The organism is Streptosporangium sp. NPDC049644 (assembly GCF_040675205.1).
Classification (GTDB): Bacteria; Actinomycetota; Actinomycetes; order Streptosporangiales; family Streptosporangiaceae; genus Streptosporangium; species Streptosporangium fukuiense.
Genome location: NZ_JBFAOJ010000003.1, coordinates 1 through 20,867, shown reverse-complemented (window position 1 = coordinate 20,867; position 20,867 = coordinate 1). Strand labels below are relative to the sequence as shown.

Annotated in this window: 17 protein-coding genes; all 17 read right to left on the bottom strand. The window is 66.1% G+C overall.

The genetic code is table 11. The features are described from left to right. Window positions 1-7: 7 nt before the first annotated feature. The 17 genes from rplB to AB0J58_RS02080 all read right to left on the bottom strand — a co-directional run bounded on the left by rplB (window position 8) and on the right by AB0J58_RS02080 (window position 20,656). The gene (rplB, locus tag AB0J58_RS02160; RefSeq protein ID WP_271220144.1) at window positions 8-844 is read right to left on the bottom strand and encodes a 50S ribosomal protein L2; all 837 of its coding nucleotides are present in this window, start codon (window positions 842-844) and stop codon (window positions 8-10) included. Window positions 845-934: 90 nt separating this feature from the next. Continuing rightward, a complete protein-coding gene (gene rplW, locus AB0J58_RS02155) occupies window positions 935-1,237 on the bottom strand; it encodes a 50S ribosomal protein L23 (protein ID WP_030912923.1) in 303 nt (100 codons plus the stop codon). Next, window positions 1,237-1,884 (bottom strand): 50S ribosomal protein L4, encoded by a 648-nt coding sequence (gene rplD, locus AB0J58_RS02150; protein ID WP_343968338.1) that lies wholly within the window; start codon window positions 1,882-1,884, stop codon window positions 1,237-1,239. The genes rplW and rplD overlap by 1 nt, the downstream gene beginning before the upstream one ends. Then, on the bottom strand, window positions 1,881-2,534 hold the full coding sequence (gene rplC, locus AB0J58_RS02145; RefSeq protein ID WP_343968340.1) for a 50S ribosomal protein L3: 654 nt from the start codon (window positions 2,532-2,534) through the stop codon (window positions 1,881-1,883). Before rplC ends, rplD begins: the two co-directional genes overlap by 4 nt. Window positions 2,535-2,548: 14 nt before the next feature. Further along, the gene (gene rpsJ / locus AB0J58_RS02140; protein ID WP_030912931.1) at window positions 2,549-2,857 is read right to left on the bottom strand and encodes a 30S ribosomal protein S10; all 309 of its coding nucleotides are present in this window, start codon (window positions 2,855-2,857) and stop codon (window positions 2,549-2,551) included. Between the two features lie 334 nt (window positions 2,858-3,191). Then, window positions 3,192-4,385 carry an elongation factor Tu gene (gene tuf, locus AB0J58_RS02135; protein WP_343968342.1) on the bottom strand — a complete coding sequence of 398 codons (1,194 nt, stop codon included), beginning with the start codon at window positions 4,383-4,385 and terminating at the stop codon, window positions 3,192-3,194. A 301-nt stretch (window positions 4,386-4,686) separates the two neighbouring features. After that, a complete protein-coding gene (gene fusA, locus AB0J58_RS02130) occupies window positions 4,687-6,786 on the bottom strand; it encodes an elongation factor G (RefSeq protein WP_364209061.1) in 2,100 nt (699 codons plus the stop codon). 36 nt (window positions 6,787-6,822) lie between these two features. Next, window positions 6,823-7,293 (bottom strand): 30S ribosomal protein S7, encoded by a 471-nt coding sequence (rpsG, locus tag AB0J58_RS02125; RefSeq protein ID WP_012887827.1) that lies wholly within the window; start codon window positions 7,291-7,293, stop codon window positions 6,823-6,825. A 2-nt stretch (window positions 7,294-7,295) separates the two neighbouring features. After that, complete coding sequence (gene rpsL / locus AB0J58_RS02120; RefSeq protein WP_012887826.1) at window positions 7,296-7,667, bottom strand: 30S ribosomal protein S12; 372 nt, start codon at window positions 7,665-7,667, stop codon at window positions 7,296-7,298. 541 nt (window positions 7,668-8,208) lie between these two features. After that, window positions 8,209-12,096 carry a DNA-directed RNA polymerase subunit beta' gene (locus AB0J58_RS02115; RefSeq protein WP_343968351.1) on the bottom strand — a complete coding sequence of 1,296 codons (3,888 nt, stop codon included), beginning with the start codon at window positions 12,094-12,096 and terminating at the stop codon, window positions 8,209-8,211. Between the two features lie 26 nt (window positions 12,097-12,122). Further along, window positions 12,123-15,590 (bottom strand): DNA-directed RNA polymerase subunit beta, encoded by a 3,468-nt coding sequence (gene rpoB / locus AB0J58_RS02110; protein ID WP_364209058.1) that lies wholly within the window; start codon window positions 15,588-15,590, stop codon window positions 12,123-12,125. 443 nt (window positions 15,591-16,033) lie between these two features. Next, on the bottom strand, window positions 16,034-16,558 hold the full coding sequence (locus AB0J58_RS02105) for a hypothetical protein (protein WP_364209055.1): 525 nt from the start codon (window positions 16,556-16,558) through the stop codon (window positions 16,034-16,036). Continuing rightward, window positions 16,555-17,073, bottom strand: coding sequence for a hypothetical protein (locus tag AB0J58_RS02100; protein ID WP_364209052.1), 519 nt, complete (start codon window positions 17,071-17,073; stop codon window positions 16,555-16,557). The genes AB0J58_RS02105 and AB0J58_RS02100 overlap by 4 nt, the downstream gene beginning before the upstream one ends. Before the next feature lie 202 nt (window positions 17,074-17,275). Further along, window positions 17,276-18,277, bottom strand: a complete 1,002-nt coding sequence (locus AB0J58_RS02095; RefSeq protein WP_343968359.1) for an ABC transporter ATP-binding protein — start codon at window positions 18,275-18,277, stop codon at window positions 17,276-17,278. Window positions 18,278-18,509: 232 nt separating this feature from the next. Continuing rightward, on the bottom strand, window positions 18,510-18,899 hold the full coding sequence (rplL, locus tag AB0J58_RS02090) for a 50S ribosomal protein L7/L12 (protein WP_030923997.1): 390 nt from the start codon (window positions 18,897-18,899) through the stop codon (window positions 18,510-18,512). Between the two features lie 81 nt (window positions 18,900-18,980). Beyond that, a complete protein-coding gene (gene rplJ, locus AB0J58_RS02085; RefSeq protein ID WP_343968364.1) occupies window positions 18,981-19,505 on the bottom strand; it encodes a 50S ribosomal protein L10 in 525 nt (174 codons plus the stop codon). 320 nt (window positions 19,506-19,825) lie between these two features. Further along, on the bottom strand, window positions 19,826-20,656 hold the full coding sequence (locus AB0J58_RS02080) for an LppX_LprAFG lipoprotein (protein ID WP_364209050.1): 831 nt from the start codon (window positions 20,654-20,656) through the stop codon (window positions 19,826-19,828). Between the last annotated feature and the right edge of the window lie 211 nt (window positions 20,657-20,867).

Genomic DNA, 20,867 nt, shown 5'->3' with positions numbered 1-20,867 from the left:
GCTGCTCCTACCGCTTCTTCCGCTTGGTACGACGGCGGATGATCAGCCGGTCGCTGGCCTTGTTCGCCGCACGAGTACGACCCTCGGGCTTGCCCTTGGGGTTGACGGGGTGACGACCGCCGGAGGTCTTACCCTCACCACCACCGTGCGGGTGGTCGACCGGGTTCATCGCGACACCGCGGACGGTGGGGCGCTTGCCCTTCCACCGCATACGTCCGGCCTTACCCCAGTTGATGTTGGCCTGCTCGGCGTTGCCGACCTGGCCGATGGAGGCCCGGCAGCGAACGTCGACCTGGCGCATCTCACCGGAGGGCATACGCAGCGTGGCGTACTGGCCCTCCTTGGCGAGGAGCTGAATCTGCGCGCCGGCGGACCGGCCCAGCTTGGCGCCACCGCCCGGACGGAGCTCCACCGCGTGGATGAAGGTACCGGTCGGGATGTTGCGCAGCGGGAGGCAGTTGCCCGGCTTGATGTCGGCCGTGGGGCCGTTTTCGATCTTGTCGCCCTGCTTGAGGCCGGTCGGGCAGAGGATGTAGCGCTTCTCCCCGTCGGCGTAGTGCAGCAGCGCGATACGGGAGGTGCGGTTCGGGTCGTACTCGATGTGAGCGACCTTGGCCGGAATCCCGTCCTTGTCGTGACGCCGGAAATCGATGATCCGGTAGGCGCGCTTGTGGCCACCACCCTGGTGACGGGTGGTGACACGGCCGTGGACGTTACGGCCACCCTTGCTGTGCAGGGGTGCAAGCAGCGACTTCTCGGGCGTGCTGCGCGTGATCTCGGCAAAGTCCGAGACGCTGGCGCCGCGGCGACCCGGGGTCGTCGGCTTGAGTTTACGGATGCCCATCTTTTTCGTTCATCCTTCGTCGGTTAATCCGGTCGAAGGCCCCTCACCTGGCGATGAGGGGCTTCTCCCTGTACTTACTGAGCGAGCGCGTCAGCCGATCTGGCCGAAGATGTCAATCCGGTCGCCTTCGACCAGGCTGACGATCGCTCGCTTGGTAGCCGGACGCTGGCCGTAACCGAACCTGGTCCGCTTACGCTTGCCCTGGCGGTTGATGGTGTTGACGCTGGCCACCTTGACGCCGAAGATCTTCTCAACAGCGATCTTGACCTGCGTCTTGTTGGCCGTCTTCCGCACCAGGAACGTGTACTTGTTGTGCTCGTCGATCAGGCCGTAGCTCTTCTCGGAGACAACCGGCTTGATGATGATGTCGCGCGGGTCGGCGATCTTCTCCATCAGGCGTCTTCCTTCCCGCTCTTGCTCAGACGCGCGACGACCTGGTCGTACGCCGCCTGAGTGAAAACGACGTCGTCGTAGCAGAGCACGTCGTAGGTGTTGAGCTGCCCGGCGTCCAGCAGGTGGACCTCGGGAGCGTTACGCAGGCTCAGCCAGCTGAGCTCGTCACCCTCGTCCACGACGACCAGGACACTACGGGCCTTCGTGATCCTGCGAAGCGACTCGAGAGCCGCCTTGGTCTTCGGGGTCTCCCCCGCGACCAGACCGCTGACCACGTGAACGCGGCCCCCGGTCGCCCTGTCGGACAGAGCCCCGCGCAGGGCGGCGGCCTTCATCTTCTTGGGAGTCTTCTGCGAGTAGTCCCGCGGAACCGGACCGTGGACGGTGCCACCGCCGGTGAACTGCGGAGCGCGGGTCGAACCCTGGCGGGCGCGGCCGGTGCCCTTCTGGCGGTACGGCTTCTTGCCACCGCCGCTGACCTCACCACGGGTCTTGGCCTTGTGGGTGCCCTGCCGGCGAGCGGCGAGCTGGGCCACGACGACCTGGTGGATCAGCGGGATGTTGACCTTCGTGCCGAAGATGTCCTCCGGCAGGTCGACGGTCCCGGCCTTGTCGCCGCTCACGTCGAGGACGTCAATGGTGCTCACTTGGCAGCCCCCTTCTTGGCGGCGGTGCGGACCAGGACCAGGCTGCCGTTGGCGCCGGGGATCGCACCCTTGATCAGGATGAGGCCCTTCTCGGCGTCCACGGCGTGAACCTTGAGGCTCTGGATGGTCGTGCGGGCGTTGCCCATCCGGCCGGCCATGCGCACACCCTTGAAGACGCGGCCCGGGGTGGCGCAGCCACCGATGGAACCCGGCGAGCGGTGCTTGCGCTGCGTACCGTGCGAGGCGCCCAGGCCCTTGAAGCCGTGCCGCTTCATGACACCCGCGTAACCCTTGCCCTTGCTCTTGCCCGTCACGTCGACGTACTGGCCGGCCTCGAAGGTGTCGGCCGAGAGCTCCTGGCCCAGGGTGTACTCGCTCACGTCGTCAGTGCGGATCTCCGCGAAGTAACGGCGCGGGGTGATGTCGTGCTTGCGCAGGTAGTCGCCGAGCGGCTTGTTGACCTTCCGCGGGTCGACCTGTCCGAAGCCCAGCTGGATGGCGGTGTAGCCGTCCTTCTCAGCGGTGCGGACGCGGGTCACGACACACGGACCGGCCTCGACGACGGTCACCGGGACCATCCGGTTGTCCGCGTCGAAGACCTGGGTCATGCCGAGCTTCTTGCCCAGGACGCCCTTGATCTGCTTAGCCATGTCAGTGCGTTCCCTCAGAGCTTGATCGAGATGTCAACGCCGGCGGGAAGGTCGAGTCGCATGAGCGAGTCGACCGTCTTCGGCGTCGGGTCGATGATGTCAATCAGCCGCTTGTGCGTGCGCATCTCAAAGTGCTCGCGACTGTCCTTGTACTTGTGCGGCGAGCGGATGACGCAGTACACGTTCTTCTCGGTCGGCAGCGGCACCGGGCCCGCGACCTTGGCGCCAGTCCTTGTCACCGTCTCGACGATCTTCTTGGCCGAGACGTCGATGACCTCGTGGTCATAGGCCTTGAGCCGAATGCGGATCTTCTGTCCCGCCATAATGGCCTCGGTGTCCTTCACTGTCGTCTGAAAAAGTTACGTGCGGCCTGTTGCCGCTGTGTCATGGCCGGGTCCGTCTCGGACGTCCCCTCCATGTTGCGCGGAGCCCACCTCGCCCTGGGGCGACGTTCTCCGCACATGCCCCACGTAGCAGACGCTGTGAGTCCGCGCTTTCTTCCGTGATCTGGCAGTTACTTCGGTCATCGTTCGGCCGAACCAACTGCGAGATCACGGTTCGTGGGGTCCTGCCGGGGTCCGCGCCCTGCGGCGCGGGCCCCTCGTGGGGAAGCGGCCGGCCCTTTCGTCGAGGGCCGACCGCCACTCCGCGATCGTACTACTTGATGATCTTGGTCACTCGACCCGCACCGACGGTGCGGCCACCCTCACGGATGGCGAACTTGAGACCGTCCTCCATCGCGATGGGCTGGATGAGCGCGACGCTCATCTCGGTGTTGTCGCCCGGCATGACCATCTCGGTGCCCTCGGGGAGGTTCACCACGCCGGTCACGTCAGTCGTACGGAAGTAGAACTGCGGGCGGTAGTTGTTGAAGAACGGCGTGTGGCGGCCGCCCTCGTCCTTGCTCAGGATGTAGACCTGGGCCTCGAACTCGGTGTGCGGGGTGGTCGTGCCCGGCTTGATGATGCACTGGCCGCGCTCGACGTCCTCGCGCTTGATGCCGCGCAGGAGCAGACCGACGTTGTCACCCGCCTGGCCCTCGTCGAGGAGCTTGCGGAACATCTCGACACCGGTGACCGTGGTGGTGGTCTTGGTCTCCTTGATGCCGATGATGTCGACGGTCTCGCTGACCTTGACGATACCGCGCTCGATACGGCCGGTGACGACCGTGCCGCGACCGGTGATCGAGAAGACGTCCTCGACCGGCATCAGGAACGGCTTGTCGGTCTCACGGACCGGCTCGGGGACGTTCTCGTCCACCGCGGTCATGAGCTCGATGATCGAGTCGCCCCACTTGGCGTCGCCCTCAAGCGCCTTCAGCGCCGAGACGCGGACGACCGGCAGGTCGTCGCCAGGGAACTCCTGAGCCGAGAGGAGCTCGCGGACCTCAAGCTCGACGAGCTCCAGGATCTCCTCGTCGTCCACCATGTCGGACTTGTTGAGGGCCACGACGATGTAGGGGACGCCGACCTGGCGGGCCAGGAGGACGTGCTCCTTCGTCTGCGGCATCGGGCCGTCGGTGGCGGCGACCACGAGGATCGCACCGTCCATCTGAGCCGCACCGGTGATCATGTTCTTCACGTAGTCGGCGTGACCGGGGCAGTCCACGTGGGCGTAGTGGCGCTTCTCCGTCTGGTACTCGACGTGCGCGATGGAGATCGTGATACCACGAGCCTTCTCCTCGGGCGCCTTGTCGATCTTGTCGAACGGGGTCGCCTCGTTGAGGTTCGGGAAACGCTCGTGGAGCACCTTGGTGATCGCCGCGGTCAGAGTGGTCTTGCCGTGGTCGATGTGCCCAATGGTGCCGATGTTTACGTGCGGCTTGGTCCGCTCGAACTTGGCCTTGGCCACTGCTCTCTCCTTAGAGATTCTGACGTGACTTGCGTCTTCATATTCGGGTTCGGGGAGACCGGCCCCTGTCGGAACCGGCCCGCGAGAAAGCTCTCGCCCCGCACCCCCGGCAACGGGCGGCGAGTCTCCCCGCCACCCGTACCAAAGTGAGTGCTTGGGCTACTCGCCCCGCACCCCTCCGGTAACGGGGCGACGATCTCCTCGCCACCCGCACCGAAATGAGTGCTGGGCTACTCGCCCCGCACCCCTCCGGTAACGGGGCGACGATCTCCTCGCCACCCGCACCGAAATGAGTGCTGGGCTACTCGCCCCGCACCTTCGCGACGATCTCCTTGGCGATGTGCGCGGGCACTTCCGCGTAGGAGTCGAACTGCATGCTGTAGCTCGCGCGTCCCTGCGTCTTGCTACGGAGGTCTCCCACGTAGCCGAACATCTCAGAGAGCGGCACGAGCGCCTTGACGATCCGGGCGCCGGAGCGCTCGTCCATCGCCTGGATCTGTCCGCGACGACCGTTGAGGTCACCGATGACGTCACCCATGTAGTCCTCGGGCGTGGTGACCTCGACGGCCATCATCGGCTCCAGGATTACGGCGTCCGCCTTGCGCGCGGCCTCCTTGAAGGCCATCGAACCGGCGATCTTGAAGGCCATTTCGGACGAGTCCACCTCGTGGTAGGCACCGTCCTGCAGGGTGACCTTGACCCCGACCATGGGGTAGCCGGCGAGAACACCGAACTCGGCCGCCTCCTGGGCGCCCGCGTCGACCGAGGGGATGTACTCCCTCGGGATGCGGCCACCGGAGACCTTGTTCTCGAACTCGTAACCGTCGTTGCCCTCGCCCAGCGGCTCAATGTCGATGATGACCTTGGCGAACTGGCCGGAACCACCGGTCTGCTTCTTGTGGACGTAGTCGACCTTCTCCACCTTGCGGCGGATGGTCTCCCGGTAGGCCACCTGAGGCCGGCCGATGTTGGCCTCGACCTTGAACTCGCGGCGCATCCGGTCGACGAGGATCTCCAGGTGGAGCTCGCCCATACCCCAGATGACCGTCTGCCCGGTCTCCTCGTCACGACGGACCTGGAAGGACGGGTCCTCCTCGGCCAGACGCTGGATCGCGGTGCCCAGCTTCTCCTGGTCGCCCTTGGTCTTGGGCTCGATGGCGACGCTGATGACCGGCGCCGGGAAGTTCATCGACTCCAGGACCACGGGGTGAGCCGGGTCGGCCAGGGTGTCACCGGTGGTGGTGTCCTTCAGGCCCATGACGGCGACGATCTGACCGGCGACGGCCGACCCGCGCTCCTCGCGCTTGTTGGCGTGCATCTGGTAGATCTTGCCGATCCGCTCCTTACGGCCCTTCACCGCGTTGACCACGGCGGTGCCGGTCTCGAGCGTGCCCGAGTAGATGCGGATGTAGGTGAGACGGCCCAGGTGCTGGTCGCTCATGATCTTGAATGCCAGCGCGGAGAACGGCTCGTTCACATCCGCGTGGCGCTCGATGATCTCGTCTTCCTTGCCGACCGCGTGGCCCTTGAAGGCCGGGATGTCGGTCGGGGCGGGAAGGTAGGCGACGATCGCGTCGAGCAGGGGCTGAATGCCCTTGTTCTTGAACGCGGTGCCGGTCAGGACCGGGTTGATGGCGCTGCTCAGCGTCGCGCGGCGGATGGCCGCGACCAGCTGCTCCTCGGTGGGCTCGACGCCCTCCAGGAAGAGCTCCATCAGCTCGTCGTCGTTCTCGGCGACCGTCTCGACCAGCTTGTCACGCCACTCGCGAGCGGCCTCGGCGTGCTCGGCCGGGATGTCGACGGTCTCGTACATCTCGCCCTTGGCCGCCTCGGCGCTCCAGAGCAGACCCTTCATCTTGACCAGGTCGATGACGCCCTTGAAGTCGGCCTCGACGCCCCAGGGAAGCTGAAGGACCGCGGGGGTCGCGTTCAGGCGGCTGATCATCATGTCGACGCAGCGGTGGAACTCCGCGCCGACCCGGTCCAGCTTGTTGACGAAGCAGATCCTGGGAACTTCGTAACGGTCGGCCTGACGCCACACCGTTTCGGACTGGGGCTCGACGCCCGCAACGCCGTCGAACACGGCGACGGCACCGTCGAGGACGCGGAGCGAGCGCTCCACCTCGATCGTGAAGTCCACGTGACCCGGCGTGTCGATGATGTTGATCGTGTGGCCAAGCCACTCGCAGGTCGTAGCAGCGGAGGTGATGGTAATACCACGCTCCTGCTCCTGCTCCATCCAGTCCATCGTGGCTGCGCCCTCGTGGACCTCACCGATCTTGTAGTTGATACCGGTGTAGAACAGGATGCGCTCAGTCGTCGTGGTCTTGCCCGCGTCGATGTGAGCCATGATCCCGATGTTGCGGACCTTGGCCAGGTCAAGAGCGGTCGTGGTGGCCACTTCTCTCGCGTCCTCGTCGTCTCGTCGAAGCCGCTGTTACCAGCGGTAGTGGGCGAAGGCCTTGTTGGACTCGGCCATCTTGTGGGTGTCCTCACGCTTCTTGACGCTTGCGCCGAGGCCGTTGCTGGCATCGAGCAGTTCGTTCATGAGGCGCTCGGTCATGGTCTTCTCGCGGCGGGCCCGGGAGTACTGCACCAGCCAGCGCAGGGCCAGAGTGGTGCTGCGCGCGGCGCGCACCTCGACCGGGACCTGGTAGGTCGCGCCACCGACACGGCGGCTGCGGACCTCAAGGGTGGGCTTGACGTTGTCCAGCGCGCGCTTCAGGGTGACGACCGGGTCGTTGCCGGTCTTCTCCTTGGCACCTTCGAGGGCGCCGTACACGATGGACTGAGCGATGGACCGCTTGCCGTCCAGGAGCACCTTGTTGATGAGCGCGGTGACCAGGGGCGAGTTGTGAACCGGGTCAGCCATGAGCTGACGACGGCCAGGAGAACCCTTGCGAGGCATTCTTACTTCTCCTTCTTCGCGCCGTAACGGCTACGGGCCTGCTTGCGGTTACGGACACCCTGGGTGTCGAGCGAACCACGGATGATCTTGTAGCGAACACCCGGCAGGTCCTTCACACGACCACCGCGGACGAGCACGATGGAGTGCTCCTGGAGGTTGTGACCGACACCGGGGATGTAGGCCGTGACCTCGATACCGTTGGTGAGCCGGACACGCGCGACCTTGCGGAGGGCGGAGTTCGGCTTCTTGGGGGTCGTGGTGTAAACGCGCATGCAGGTGCCGCGTCGCTGAGGGCTGGCCTTGAGCGCCGGGGTCTTGGTCTTGGTGACCTTGTCCTGGCGGCCCTTGCGGACCAGCTGCTGAATCGTGGGCACCGCGTCTCCGTTCGTGCTAGCCGGTTAATCGAATGTCGTGCATTTTGCAGGTGCTGCCGGTGTCATGACCTGCGGTTCTTTCATCCCCTCCGACCCACGCGGTCGGGCGTGTCGCGCACTTGTCACGCCACAACCCGGTCAAGGCCGGTCCGGTGGAGGAGGCCATGCGGCGCCCCTGTCGACTCCCAGCGGGAATCTGTCCGACGCACACGCATGAGGGCCCATGAAGACATGAGCACGAAGGGCAAGACTACCCAGCCGAGCGCAACACGTCAAAACGGCCGCACCCGTAGGGCACCGCTCCGGGCGCCCGCATTCGTGTCATGACTCCCACGACCGGTTTCCGACCGACCGCTTTCGGGTCCACGTCGAGTTTACCCGTCGCAGAGCACTTCTCCGGCCGTTCTCTTCATTAACGTACGGCTTTCGCCGCAACATTCCGGTCAAGAAAGGACCACACCCACCCGTCACGGACGTGAACACGGTGGAAAGGCAACGGCGCCCGGCCCCCTGCCGGGGACCGGGCGCCGTCTGCGATCACTTAGCGGTTGTACTGACCGAAGTCGTACTCCTCCAGCGGAACGGCCTCACCGGAGCCCGAACCGAAGGTGTAGTCCGCCGCGGAGCCGTCGTAGCCGCCGACCGTGTACATCGCGGCCTTGGCCTCCTCGGTGGGCTCGACCCGGATGTTGCGGTACTGCGGCATGCCGGTACCGGCCGGGATGAGCTTTCCGATGATGACGTTCTCCTTGAGGCCGAGCAGCGAGTCCGACTTGGCGTGGATCGCCGCGTCGGTGAGCACTCGGGTCGTCTCCTGGAAGGACGCCGCGGACAGCCAGGACTCGGTGGCGAGCGAGGCCTTGGTGATACCCATCAGCACCGGACGTCCGGAGGCCGGCGTGCCGCCCTCCGCCACGCACTCGCGGTTGATCCGCTCGAAGCGCGGCCGCTCGACGAGCTCGCCGGGCAGCATGTCGGCGTCGCCGGACTCCAGCACGTTCACGCGCTTGAGCATCTGCCGCACGATGATCTCGATGTGCTTGTCGTGGATCGACACACCCTGCGAGCGGTAGACCTGCTGGACCTCCGCCACGAGGTGCAGCTGCACGGCCCGGGGGCCGAGGATGCGCAGCACCTCGTTGGGGTTGACGGCACCGGCGATCAGCTGCTGACCGACCTTGACCCGCTGCCCGTCGGAGACCAGCATGCGCGAACGCATCGACACCGGGTAGGCGACCTCCTCGGAACCGTCGTCCGGGACGATCACGATCTTCCGGGTCTTGTCGGTCTCGTCGACGCGGACCCGGCCCTCGGCCTCGCTGATCGGGGCGACGCCCTTGGGGACGCGCGCCTCGAAGAGCTCCTGGACACGGGGCAGACCGTGGGTGATGTCGGCGCCCGCCACACCACCGGTGTGGAAGGTCCGCATCGTCAGCTGGGTGCCGGGCTCACCGATCGACTGGGCGGCGATGATGCCGACCGCCTCGCCGACGTCCACGAGCTTGCCGGTCGCGAGCGAGCGGCCGTAGCAGGTGGCGCAGACACCGATCTTGGCCTCGCAGACGAGAGCGCTGCGGGTCCTGACGGTCTCCACTCCGGCCTCGACCAGGGCGGTGACGTGGATGTCGTTGATGTCGACGCCCACCGGCACGATGATCTTGCCGTCCACCTCCACGTCCTCGGCGAGGATGCGGCCGTGCACGTTGCTCTCGGCGTTCTCCGCCTTGACCAGGTTGCCCTGAGAGTCGCGGTCGGCGACGTGCAGCGGGACGGCTCGGTCGGTGCCGCAGTCGATCTCGCGGACGATGACGTCCTGCGCGACGTCCACCAGACGACGGGTCAGGTACCCCGAGTCGGCGGTCCGCAGCGCGGTGTCCGCCAGACCCTTCCGCTGGCCGTGGGTGGAGATGAAGTACTCCAGCACCGACAGGCCCTCGCGGAACGAGGCCTTGATCGGGCGCGGGATCGTCTCGCCCTTGGTGTTGGACACCAGACCACGGATGCCGGAGATCTGCCGGACCTGCATCAGGTTTCCTCGGGCGCCCGACTGGACCATCATCCAGACCGGGTTGGTCTTCGGGAACGCCTTCTGCATGTCGTCGGTCACGTCACTGGTCGCGTGCGTCCAGATCTCGATGAGCTCCTGACGACGCTCCTCGTCCGTGATCAGACCACGCTCGTACTCGCGCTGGACCTTGTCGGCCCGGCGCTCGTACGTCTCCATGATCTCGGACTTGTTCGGCGGCGCGATGACGTCCTCGATGGAGATCGTCACACCGGCCCTGGTCGCCCAGTAGAAACCGGCGTCCTTGAGGGCGTCGAGCGCGGCCGCGACCTCGACCTTGGGGTACTTCTCGGCGAGCTCGTTGACGATGACCGACAGCTGCTTCTTGCCGACCTGCGAGTTCACGTACGGGTAGTTCGCCGGCAGGGTCTGGTTGAACAGGCACCGGCCCAGAGTGGTCTCCAGGCGGTAGCTGTCACCGGCCTCCCAGCCGTCGGGGCCCGCCCAGCCGCGGGGCGGCGGGACGTCCCCCCGCATCCGGATCTGGATCGGCGACTGGATGTCGAGCTCCCGGCGGTCGAAGGCCATCAGCGCCTCCGACACCGAGCCGAAGACCCGTCCCTGGCCGACGCCGTTCTCGTCCTCGTCCTTGATCGTGGTCAACGAGTAGAGGCCGATGATCATGTCCTGGGTGGGCATGGTCACGGGCTTGCCGTCGGCCGGCTTCAGGATGTTGTTCGTCGACAGCATCAGGATGCGGGCCTCGGCCTGCGCCTCGGCGGACAGCGGCAGGTGCACGGCCATCTGGTCGCCGTCGAAGTCCGCGTTGAACGCGGTGCAGACGAGCGGGTGGATCTGGATGGCCTTGCCCTCGACCAGCTGCGGCTCGAAGGCCTGGATGCCCAGGCGGTGCAGGGTCGGCGCGCGGTTGAGCAGCACGGGGTGCTCGGTGATGACCTCTTCGAGGACGTCCCACACGACCGGGCGAGCACGCTCGACCATCCGCTTGGCCGACTTGATGTTCTGCGCGTGGTTCAGGTCGACCAGGCGCTTCATCACGAACGGCTTGAAGAGCTCCAGCGCCATCTGCTTGGGCAGACCGCACTGGTGCAGCTTCAGCTGCGGGCCGACGACGATGACCGAACGGCCGGAGTAGTCGACTCGCTTGCCCAGCAGGTTCTGGCGGAACCGGCCCTGCTTGCCCTTCAGCATGTCGCTGAGGGACTTCAGGGGGCGGTTGCCGGGACCGGTGACCGGGCGGCCGCGGCGGCCGTTGTCGAACAGCGCGTCGACGGCCTCCTGGAGCATCCGCTTCTCGTTGTTCACGATGATCTCGGGGGCACCGAGGTCGAGAAGCCGCTTGAGGCGGTTGTTCCGGTTGATCACGCGACGGTACAGGTCGTTCAGGTCCGAGGTGGCGAACCGGCCACCGTCGAGCTGCACCATGGGGCGCAGGTCCGGCGGAATGACCGGGATGCAGTCAAGGACCATCCCGTTGGGCGAGTTGCGGGTGTTCAGGAACGCCGACACGACCTTGAGACGCTTGAGCGCGCGGGCCTTCTTCTGGCCCTTGCCGCTGCGGATCGTCTCGCGCAGGTTCTCGGCCTCAAGAGCGAGGTCGAAGTTGGTCAGACGCTCCTGGATGGCCTGGGCGCCCATGCCGCCGCGGAAGTAGCGGCCGAAGCGGTCGCGCATCTCGCGGTAGAGCAGCTCGTCGCCCTCAAGGTCCTGGACCTTGAGGTTCTTGAAGCGGCTCCAGACCTCGTCCAGCCGGTCCAGCTCGCGCTGGGCCCGGTCACGCAGCTGCCGCATCTCGCGCTCGGCGCCCTCACGTACCTTGCGGCGCTGGTCGCCCTTGGCGCCGGCGGCCTCAAGCTCGGCCAGGTCGGTCTCCAGCTTGCGCTGGCGAGCCTCGATGTCGGCGTCACGGCGCTGCTCGACGTGCTGCCGCTCGACGGAGATCTTCGCCTCCAGCGACGGCAGGTCACGCTCGCGCATTTCCTTGTCGACATGCGTGATCATGTAGGCCGCGAAGTAGATGACCTTCTCGAGGTCCTTCGGGGCCAGGTCGAGCAGGTATCCCAGACGGGACGGGACACCCTTGAAGTACCAGATGTGCGTGACGGGCGCGGCCAGCTCGATGTGGCCCATCCGCTCACGGCGCACCTTGGCGCGGGTCACCTCGACGCCACAGCGCTCACAGATGATGCCCTTGAAGCGGACGCGCTTGTACTTACCGCAGTAGCACTCCCAGTCGCGGGTCGGACCGAAGATCTTCTCGCAGAAGAGTCCGTCCTTCTCGGGCTTGAGCGTCCGGTAGTTGATGGTTTCGGGCTTCTTCACCTCGCCGTGCGACCACTGGCGGATGTCGTCGGCGGTCGCGAGGCCGATCCGAAGCTCGTCGAAGAAGTTGACGTCGAGCACTTGTAATCCCCTCCTCAGCTTCTAGATCAGACCTCTTCGACGCTGCTCGGCTCACGCCGGGACAGGTCGATGCCGAGTTCTTCCGCGGCGCGGAAGACGTCTTCGTCGGTGTCGCGCATCTCGATGGACATGCCGTCGCTGGAGAGCACCTCGACGTTCAGGCACAGCGACTGCATTTCCTTGATGAGCACCTTGAAGGACTCCGGGATGCCCGGCTCGGGGATGTTCTCGCCCTTGACGATCGCCTCGTAGACCTTCACCCGGCCCAGAACGTCGTCGGACTTGATGGTCAGCAGCTCCTGCAGGGCGTAGGCGGCGCCGTAGGCCTCCAGTGCCCAGACCTCCATCTCACCGAAGCGCTGGCCACCGAACTGGGCCTTACCGCCGAGCGGCTGCTGGGTGATCATCGAGTACGGGCCGGTCGAGCGGGCGTGGATCTTGTCGTCGACCAGGTGGAGCAGCTTCAGGATGTAGATGTAGCCGACCGAGATCGGGTGCGGGAACGGCTCGCCGGAGCGGCCGTCGAACAGCCGGGCCTTGCCGTTCGCACCGACCATGCGCCCGCCGTCCCGGTTGACCAGGGTGTTGTCGAGCAGGCCGACGATCTCTTCCTCGTTGGCGCCGTCGAACACCGGCGTGGCCATGTTGGTGCGCGGGTCGACCTCCGCGAAACCCTTGTCGCGCAGCCGCTCGGCCCAGGCCTCCTGGACACCGGAGATGTCCCAGCCTCTGGCCGCGATCCACCCCAGGTGGGTCTCCAGGACCTGGCCGACGTTCATCCGGCCGGGCACGCCCAGCGGGTTGAGGATGATGTCGACCGCCGTGCCGTCCTCCAGGAACGGCATGTCCTCCACGGGCAGGATCTTGGAGATGACACCCTTGTTGCCGTGGCGGCCGGCCAGCTTGTCACCGTCGGTGATCTTACGCTTCTGGGCCACGTAGACGCGGACCAGCTCGTTGACCCCCGGCGGAAGCTCGTCGCCCTCCTCGCGGCTGAACACCCGCACTCCGATGACCTTGCCCTGCTCGCCGTGCGGCACCTTCAGCGAGGTGTCACGGACCTCGCGGGCCTTCTCGCCGAAGATCGCGCGCAGCAGCCGCTCCTCGGGGGTCAGCTCGGTCTCTCCCTTGGGGGTGACCTTGCCGACGAGGATGTCGCCGGGCACGACCTCGGCGCCGATGCGGATGATGCCACGCTCGTCGAGGTCGGCCAGGACCTCCTCGGAGACGTTCGGGATGTCCCGGGTGATCTCCTCGGGGCCCAGCTTGGTGTCGCGGGCGTCGACCTCGTGCTCCTCGATGTGGATCGAGGACAGGACGTCGTCCTGCACCAGGCGCTGGGAGAGGATGATCGCGTCCTCGTAGTTGTGGCCCTCCCACGGCATGAACGCCACCAGGAGGTTCTTGCCCAGGGCCATCTCACCGTCGTCGGTGCAGGGACCGTCGGCGACGACCTGGTTGACCTCGATCCGGTCGCCTTCGGCGACGATCGGCTTCTGGTTGAAGCAGGTGCCCTGGTTGGAGCGCTTGAACTTGGCGACACGGTAGGTGGTGCGGGTGCCGTCGTCGTTCATCACCGTGACGTAGTCGGCGGAGACCTCCTCGACCACGCCCGCCTTCTCGGCGGTGATGACGTCACCGGCGTCGGTCGCGGCACGGTACTCCATGCCGGTGCCTACCAGTGGCGCCTCGCTCTTGAGCAGCGGCACCGACTGGCGCTGCATGTTGGAGCCCATGAGCGCGCGGTTGGCGTCGTCGTGCTCCAGGAACGGGATCATCGCGGTCGCCACCGACACCATCTGGCGTGCCGAGACGTCCATGTAGTCGACCTCGTTGGCGCGCAGGGACTCGAACTCCCCGCCCTTCCTGCGGACGAGCACCCTCGACTCGAGGAACGTTCCGTCAGGACCGATCGGCGTGTTCGCCTGGGCGATGACGTACCGGTCCTCCTCGTCCGCGGTCAGGTACTCGACCTGGTCGGTAACCCGACCGTCGACGACCTTGCGGTACGGGGTCTCGACGAAGCCGAAGGCGTTGATGCGGCCGAAGGAGGCCAGCGAGCCGATGAGGCCGATGTTCGGCCCTTCCGGCGTCTCGATCGGGCACATCCGGCCGTAGTGGGACGGGTGCACGTCACGGACCTCGAAGCCGGCCCGCTCACGGGAGAGACCACCGGGGCCCAGCGCGGACAGACGACGCTTGTGCGTCAGCCCGGCCAACGGGTTGGTCTGGTCCATGAACTGCGACAGCTGGGAGGTGCCGAAGAACTCCTTGATCGAGGCCACCACCGGGCGGATGTTGATCAGGGTCTGCGGCGTGATCGCCTCGACGTCCTGGGTCGTCATCCGCTCACGGACGACGCGCTCCATACGGGCCAGCCCCAGGCGGACCTGGTTCTGGATCAGCTCGCCCACACTGCGCAGGCGGCGGTTGCCGAAGTGGTCGATGTCGTCGGTCTCGACGACGATCTCACCGTTGGCGCCGGGCATCGACACCTCGCCGGCGTGCAGCCGGACGATGTACTCGATGGTGGCGACGATGTCGTCCTCGGTGAGCGTGCCCTGGGTGATCTCGCTGTCCACCCCGAGCTTCTTGTTGATCTTGTAACGGCCGACCTTGGCCAGGTCGTAGCGCTTGGAGTTGAAGTACAGGTTCTCCAGCAGCGTCTGCGCCGACTCCTTGGTCGGCGGCTCGCCCGGGCGCAGCTTGCGGTAGATGTCGAGCAGAGCGTCGTCCTGGCCGGCCGTGTGGTCCTTCTCCAGGGTCGCCCGCATGGACTCGTACTGCCCGAACCGCTCCAGGATCTGCTCGCTGGTCCAGCCCAGCGCCTTGAGCAGCACGGTGACGGCCTGCTTGCGCTTGCGGTCGATGCGCACACCGACGCTGTCGCGCTTGTCGATCTCGAATTCCAGCCAGGCGCCCCGGGAGGGAATCACCTTGCATCCGTAGAGGTCCTTGTCCGAGGTCTTGTCGACGCTGCGGTCGAAGTAGACACCCGGGGACCGGACCAGCTGGGAGACCACGACACGCTCGGTGCCGTTGATGATGAATGTGCCCTTGCCGGTCATGAGCGGGAAGTCGCCCATGAACACGGTCTGGCTCTTGATCTCACCAGTGGTGTTATTGATGAACTCCGCCGTGACGAACATCGGGGCGGAGTAGGTCATGTCCTTGTCTTTGCACTCATCGACTGAGTACTTGGGCGGCTCGAACCGGTGGTCCCGGAACGACAGGGACATGGTTCCGGAGAAGTCCTCGATGGGACTGATCTCCTCAAAGATCTCTTCGAGGCCCGACTGGACCGGAACGTCCTTGCGCCCGGCCTGGCGAGCCGCCTCGACCCGCCCCTTCCACTTCTCGTTTCCGAGCAACCAGTCGAAGGACTCGGTCTGAAGGGCGAGAAGGTCAGGAACTTCGAGCGGCTCCTGGATTCGTGCGAAAGACACACGACGGGGACCGGCGGGTACGGCGAAGGCGTTGCGCGAGGCTGCCAACAGATGTCCTTCCGAGGGCTCGCGGCGGACTGACTACACGCACGCCAGACGACCATGCATCAGAGCACCAAAAGAAGCGGGTCGTCAAAGGGCAGCGCAAAGGGGCAGTGTAGCCGAACGGCACACACCTGTCCACCTCAGTCTCACTGCAAGCTCCACGTTGGTCGCAGCATCGCCCGTCAGAGCCGAAACGTCAAGCCCGGGAGCTGACATTTCGGCCGGGAAATAGCCGAGACCCTGGGAGTTTTCCCACCGGGTGACCTGCGCACACCCCAGGATCCAACACGATGCCCGACCTGGTGCGGCTGACGCTGAGTCACCCGGCGGTTCGAACGTCAGCCTGTGGTTCGACTGACGATCGACGCTGCCATGGCGGGTGTACCCAACCTCGGACCCATCCCAAACCAAGGCTTTACTAACAATTGAATGAAGCGACGCGCCGATCATGGCGACGGAGGGTCTCCGAGCAGTGTGGAGAGCTCGGCGACGAACCAGCGAGAGTCCTTCTTGACCATGATGAACCTGGCCCGGTTCTGGCTGACCTGGCGGCGCGGTTCCTTCTCCCCCTGAGGGGTCTTCACGGTGCTCATGTTCATGAACAGCAGCACCTGGACCCGGCCGGAGTCGCCGGACTCCACCGACTCCACGCCCGCCCCGATCACCGTCGCCTGCTGCACGGCTTTCTGCTCCCTGGCCTGCGCGGCCATCCCCCTGGTCAGCTGCCTGTAGTGCAGGCTGAGCGCCCCGGTCGTGTAGCCGCCCGCCCTTGCGAAATCCTGTTCGATCGTACGATAGTCATAGGAGAGCATGTCGGAGGCGACCGACCTGGCCGCGGCGAGCGCCTCCTGTCCCGCCCTCTCGTCCGCGCGCAGCCTGCTGAGATCTGTGAACATGATCCAGATCACCACCGCGAGCGCGAGCGCCACGACGGCCATGAGTCCGACCGCCAACCGGGAGACGCGCGTCACGGCACCAACTCCGCCTTGGACACGAGCCAGGCTCCCCCGACCCTGGTCACTTCCATGTTCCACCGGTGGAACTGCTCCCGTGGAGCGTTCTTACTCCCGTCCCACCGGATCACCTCGTCGCCCACCACCATCACCCGGGCCGTGTCCCCCGCCAGCGAGACCAGCCCCAGGGCGCGCAGCGCGCCCGCACGGAGGATCTTGTCCTTGATCGTGCTCTCCCGGCGCTCCGCGGCGGTCCTGACGTACTCGGCCCTGGCCTCACCCGTGGAACCGTCGAGGATTCGCTTGATGTCGGCGTCGACGCTCCGGTATCCGACGGAGAGCAGATGCACCGCGTGCGCTCCCGCCGCCCGCGTCGCCGCCTGTCTGTCGTCCGCCGCCGCCTGGGCGTCGCGCAGGTCGGTGCCGATCCAGAACGCGGCGACGAGCAGCATCGCGATCAGCACTCCGAGCACCGGTGCCGCGCCCCTGGGCGTGCGACGGGGGCGGCGAGGGCGAGCGGCGTGCACTGCCATGCGTTCTCTCCCATCGCACGGTCCGCGGAACGCGAGCCGGTGAGCGCGGCTTTCCCGCACCGGGACGGCATGCTCCCCGATCGCCGGATCATAACCCGCCGCGCAGATCCGCATACCAGCCTTTGCTCACCTGCTTCGGGCCGTTTCGCCCAGCGTTTCGCTCCGTGCGGTGAACGGCGGGACGCCCGCTACCCGCCCGCGGTCAACGTGCGCCGTGGACGTGCGCCGTGACCAGCCGGGGATACTCCTCCAGCCAGTTCCGGCCCCTCTCGTCCACGAACGAGTTGGGCGGCGGGATGACCCCGTTGGCGGCCAGCCACGAACCCGGCGGGCGCTGCGTGCGGCGGATCCGGCTCTCGCTCGGCATCAGCTGCGGCGGGATCGGCGGCAGCCCGCCGGGGTCGTGCCCCATCTGGGCCTCGGCCTCCAGCTCGGAGACGTCCTTCTCCTCGGTCATGCCGATCGGGCCGTGCCTGCGGGCGTTGAGGAACTGCCGGACCACCGGCTCGTCGCTGGAGAGCAGCATCTCCCTCGGCCCGAACATGATCAGCTCACGCCGGAACAGCAGGCCGATGTCGTCGGGCACCGTACGGGCGGTGTTGATGTCGTGGGTGACGATGAGGAAGGTCGCCTCGGTCTCCGCGTTGAGATCCACGATCAGCTGGTTGATGTAGGCCGTGCGAACCGGGTCGAGGCCCGAGTCGGGCTCGTCGAACAGGATGATCTCGGGGTCGAGGACCAGTGCCCTGGCCAGGCCCGCGCGCTTGCGCATGCCACCGGAGATCTCGCCGGGAAGCTTGCCTTCGGCTCCGGCCAGCCCGGCGAGCTCCATCTTCTCCATCACGATGCGGCGGATCTCGGTCTCGCTCTTCCTGGTGTGCTCGCGCAGCGGGAAGGCGACGTTGTCGTAGAGGTTCAGCGAGCCGAACAGCGCCCCGTCCTGGAACAGCACGCCGAACAGCCGTCTGAGCTCGTAGAGCTTGTTCTCACTGCAGTTGGCGAGGTCGTGCCCGTCGATCCAGATGTGGCCGCGTTCGGGCCTCAGCAGGCCCACCAGGGTCTTCAGGAAAACGGACTTGCCCGTGCCGGACGGGCCGAGCAGCACGGAGATCTCGCCGGCGGGAAGCGTCAGCGTGACGTCCTCCCAGATTACCTGCCTCCCGAAGGACTTGGTCAGACCCTCCACCACGACTTCTACGCCCACGTGCCGCCCTTCAGGAGCCCGCGGGACGTGCCCGTCCCGCGGCGTGCCGGAGACCTCGCCGACAGAACCTGCGACTGCATCAACCGTAGCCGCGATCGACCGAATTGGAAGAGGGTCCAATAGCTTCCGCCGATCGTTATGCCGCGGTTATAAGACATCGCGTCCAACAGGGCGAACACAAAAAGAGCGGGCCACCGGCACCAGGTGGACCCGCTCTTTCCGGTAAGACGAACTACTTGACGGTGACCGTCGCGCCGGCACCCTCAAGGGCGGCCTTGGCCTTCTCGGCCTGCTCCTTGTTGACCTTGCCGTCGAAGACGGACTTGGGAGCGCCGTCAACGAGGTCCTTGGCCTCCTTGAGGCCCAGGCTCGTCAGGGCGCGGATCTCCTTGATGACCTGGATCTTCTTGTCGCCGGCGGCCTCGAGGACGACGTCGAACTCGTCCTGCTCCTCGACCTCTTCGGCAGCGGCCGCACCGGGGGCGGCAGCGGCGGCGACGGCGACCGGAGCGGCGGCCTTGACGTCGAAGGTCTCCTCGAAGAGCTTCACGAAGTCGGACAGCTCAAGGAGAGTCATCTCCTTGAAAGCGTCGAGCAGCTCGTCGGTGCTGAGCTTCGCCATGATGGTTCCTCCATACGGATCTGACTACTGGGAAAGTTGGGACCGCGGTTGCGTTAATCCCCTGTGACCGCCTGCGCGGACCTACTCGCCGGCGCCTTCGCGCTTGGCGCGCAGTGCCTCGGCCAGCTGAGCCATGTTGGTGGGCAGCGCGTTGAAGACGGCGGCCGCGTGGCCCTGCTTCGCCTTCATGGCACCGGCCAGCTTCGCGAGGAGAACCTCACGCGACTCGAGGTCGGCAAGCTTGGTGATCTCGTCCGGCGTCATCGACTTGCCGTCGACGACGCCGCCCTTGATGACCAGGAGGGGATTGGCCTTGGCGAAGTCACGCAGACTCTTGGCAGCCTCGACCACGTCGCCGTTGACGAACGCGATCGCCGACGGACCCGCGAGCAGGTCGTTGAGCTGGTTGAACCCGGCCTCGGTGGCCGCGATCTTGGTCAGCGTGTTCTTCACCACGGCGAACTTCGCATTCTCACCGAGAGAAACGCGCAGCTGCTTGAGCTGGGCGACGGTGAGACCGCGGTATTCGGTCAGAACGGCAGCATTGGAGCCGTCGAAGCTGCTCTTCAGCTCAGCGACAGCCGTTGCCTTTTCTGCCTTCGCCATGGGCCTCCTTCCAGATGTGCCGCCGGGGTAAGGGCCCATGAAAAACAGACAAGCCCCGGCGCAGGCGCACGGGGCTCACATAAGGAGGTTAATCCAGATGAAAACTCACATCACACCTACGCGGGCCGTCCACTGACGTGGCTCCTTAGGTCATCAGGCCATGCGGCCTGACGACGACCGGCGGTCTTCGGCGTTGACAGCGTACGCCCTGCCGTCCACGAATGCCAAATCGGTCCTGGAAGCCGGTCCCGCCCCCGCCGTCGGGAAAAGGCTCGCGCCCCCCGCCCGTGCGGGCGGGGGGCGCGAATCTCGGGAGAACCTCAGTTTCCGCCGCGGTGCTCGGGCAGGTCGCCCACCTGGTCGGCGGGCGGCGCAGTGATCTCGACGGGCTCGTTGAAGCCCTTGAAGAACGCCGTCAGGCTGAACGTCGTATCCTGCTCGGAGCCGCCGAGCGTGACCTTGCGGGGCAGGCTCTGCGCATCGGCCCAGAGGTCGAACTTCACGTCCTTGACCCGCGAGAACTCCTCCTGGAGCTTCTCGCGCTTGGCCGGGTCGAGCAGCTGTGCGGCCTCGGCCACCGGGAAGGTGCCGCTGTAGTGGGTGGTGTCGACCCCGCCGACCGTTTCGGTGCCGACCGCCTTGACGTCCTTCGAGGCGGTCAGCAGCTTGACGGTGCCGGCCAGGTCGAACTGCTGGGCCTGGTCCATGAACCGCCTGACCCCGGCCTGCCCCTCGGCGTCGAGCTCGCTGAGCGGCATCTTGACCCACGGCTTGGTGGCGCCGGCGAACCTGCTGAGAAGCTCGGACTTCACGTAGACCGTCTCACCCGACAGAATGGCCCGTGCCCCGCCGGGCACGTTCTGGCCGCCGAGGGTGACCGTGTCGAGCTTGATGTCCGTCGCCAGCCGGGGCTTGCTCTGGTAGAGCATGCTGCCCTGGATCTTGCTCACGCCCTTCTCGCCGCCGCTCGCGTCGAGAACCAGGTCCGCGGAGTAGGAGGTGACCTCCTCGGCCTTCTGCGCGCTCTGCTGCACCGCGTCGGCCGCGGCCAATTTGACGTTTCCGAGGGAGCCGGTGCCCTGCGCACCGCATCCCGCGACCGCGACGAGCGCGGCCGCTCCCAGTGCCACTGCCGGAGCCAATCGGCGCATTTCGTCTTCATCCTTTCGTTCCCCCGATGATCCTGACTACGACAGTACGCGTCGGGAAAGCCGAGCGCGTCCTTCGGAAGAACGAAGAAGGGCCTCAACCGAATGGCCATTCGGTTGAGGCCCGCTGCGAAAGACGTCTGGTTTAAGTCGTCGCGATAGGGATATGAAACATCTGTAAAACAATCACATAAAACAACAACAAGATTTACCG